Source organism: Paenirhizobium naphthalenivorans (assembly GCF_007992095.1).
Taxonomy (GTDB): Bacteria; Pseudomonadota; Alphaproteobacteria; order Rhizobiales; family Rhizobiaceae; genus Allorhizobium; species Allorhizobium naphthalenivorans.
Genome location: NZ_BJZP01000079.1, coordinates 1 through 1,864 on the forward strand (window position 1 = coordinate 1; position 1,864 = coordinate 1,864).

Annotated in this window: 3 protein-coding genes and 1 pseudogene; all 4 read right to left on the minus strand. The window is 62.1% G+C overall.

Translation table 11 applies throughout. The annotated features are described in order from the left end of the window. On the minus strand, positions 1-444 hold a 444-nt coding region (locus RNA01_RS23115; protein WP_147182430.1), incomplete at its 3' end, for a hypothetical protein. Between the two features lie 33 nt (positions 445-477). Then, on the minus strand, positions 478-756 hold the full coding sequence (locus RNA01_RS23120) for a hypothetical protein (RefSeq protein ID WP_147182431.1): 279 nt from the start codon (positions 754-756) through the stop codon (positions 478-480). Between the two features lie 73 nt (positions 757-829). Continuing rightward, on the minus strand, positions 830-1,567 hold the full coding sequence (locus RNA01_RS23125; protein ID WP_147182432.1) for a hypothetical protein: 738 nt from the start codon (positions 1,565-1,567) through the stop codon (positions 830-832). Positions 1,568-1,614: 47 nt separating this feature from the next. Next, positions 1,615-1,864: pseudogene (locus RNA01_RS23130) on the minus strand (hypothetical protein); the annotation flags it as partial.

Sequence of the window (1,864 nt, forward strand, 5' to 3'; positions counted from 1 at the left end):
TTTGCGTGATACCAGCAGCTTGCGCAGGGCCGACAGGAGCCCTATGCCGAGGGTAAAGCTGCTTGCGAGGTTCTCGATGCGGTGCCCAGCAGTGTTGACCGCCTGGACTACCCCCTGCGTCTCAGCGGCGATTGTTTCCAGTGCAACTACCTCCATCTCCTCAAGAGCCTGCAACTCTGGCGAATGCGGTTCGCGCAGCGCGTAGGCAAGGAGGATAACAGCGGCTACGAGATAAAGCCCCGCGATTGCCAATGTCGCGCCAAGACCGCCTAGTGGAACCCTGATCGCGAGAAACAGGGCATAGGTCGCAAGCCCGGTGGTAACGACGAAGGCAGCGACCGCAAGGGCGCCTGCGATTGCGCGCCGGATGACCTGCCGGAGAAGAACCTGTCGGCGCAGCAGCGCCACGCGACCGTAAAGTTTCGCGGAATTGAGAGTGGACATGATTGATCTTTCTACTGAAACGGAAGACGGTTATCAGAGCCGACTTCCGATGACGACGCCGGCGGCAAGGCCGATACCGAACGCAGCGAGTGCGGTCAGTCGAGGAAATCTGTCCAATTCTTCGGCGAATTCGTCGAGGGTTTCGTTTGCGGTCTTCAGGAAAGTCTCGAGTTGGTGCGCCTCCGCGGCACGATTGGACAGTGGTTCATCCGAGGTCGAAGCCATGCTTTCATGTTCTTTTGTGGGCGGTGCCTTGCGGGCGTGAGCTTCGATCTGCGCCCCTAGGTCCTGGATTTCCTTCATCAGGCTCATTCGCCTTCTCCTTGTAACTGTAACTGCGCCGGAGGCGGGATTGGGGCGGACCGCCGCCTCCGGCCCATAGGGACTACTTCGTCGCGTCCCCTATGGATTTGCGGATTGAGGCATAGGTGTCGAGGAAGCCTTTTTGCGCATCCGCATAACCTTGCTTCGTCTTCTCCCATGCCTCGGCGGAAGCATCCTGGAGGCGCTCGATCCGGGCGCTCGCCTCGACTTTCGCCTTGTCCACCTGGGTACTCAGGGCGGCGATACGGGCGTCGATCGCCGTCCGCTGTTCGGCGGCGAGCTTCTCCGCATCGGCGCGCAGTTCGTCGATCGATTCCTGCCAGGCCTTCCGGCGCGCTTCGAATTCAGCTTCTAATACCGCCCGACGGGTCGCGATATCCGCCTTGGCCGCGTCGAGATATTCGTCACGCGTGGCCTGGAATGCGGCCCAGTTGTCGTCAAGCGATTTGCGTGCCTCGGCCACCTGCGCGTCTGTCCAGGTCCCGGCGTTGGCCACGGCTTCCTCGGCCTGGATCCGGTAAGCATCGCGCCGATCGCGAAGCGCCTTCAGCACCTCTTCAGCCCTTGCCCGAGCATCGCCCTGAAGTCTGGCGGCTTCCTTCTCGAGGACAGCAATGGTCGCATCAAGCTCGGCAACCCGGTCCTGCGACCATTCCAGTGCCTGCCTGGCCAGCGAAGGGTCGTCCTGAGTGGCAGGCGCAGTCTGCGCGGTGGTCTCCTGCGCGAGGGCGGCCGGAGCCGAAAACAGCACGGTCTGGGCGACGAGCGCGAGACCGATTGTGGATAGGCGGAGTTTCATGTCGTTTCTCCCTGGTTATCTGTTGTGGAGATCGCCGGTGCGTTCGGTCAGAGCAGTTTCGAGAAGGCGTCCTTGATCTTCTGGATCGTGCGGTCGTGAACGGCTCGTGCATCCGCAAGTCCGCCCTTGACGGCCTTCCAGGATTCGTCGCCGGCATCCTTGGCCTCGCCGATCCTGGCCTGGAATTTTTCCGCTTCGTCCGACAACCGCTTGATGGCGGCGTCGAACTCCCCGCGCGCCGCCTCCACGGTATCCGCCGCCTGCTGGCGCAAGACCGTCAGCGATGCCTCCCAGGAC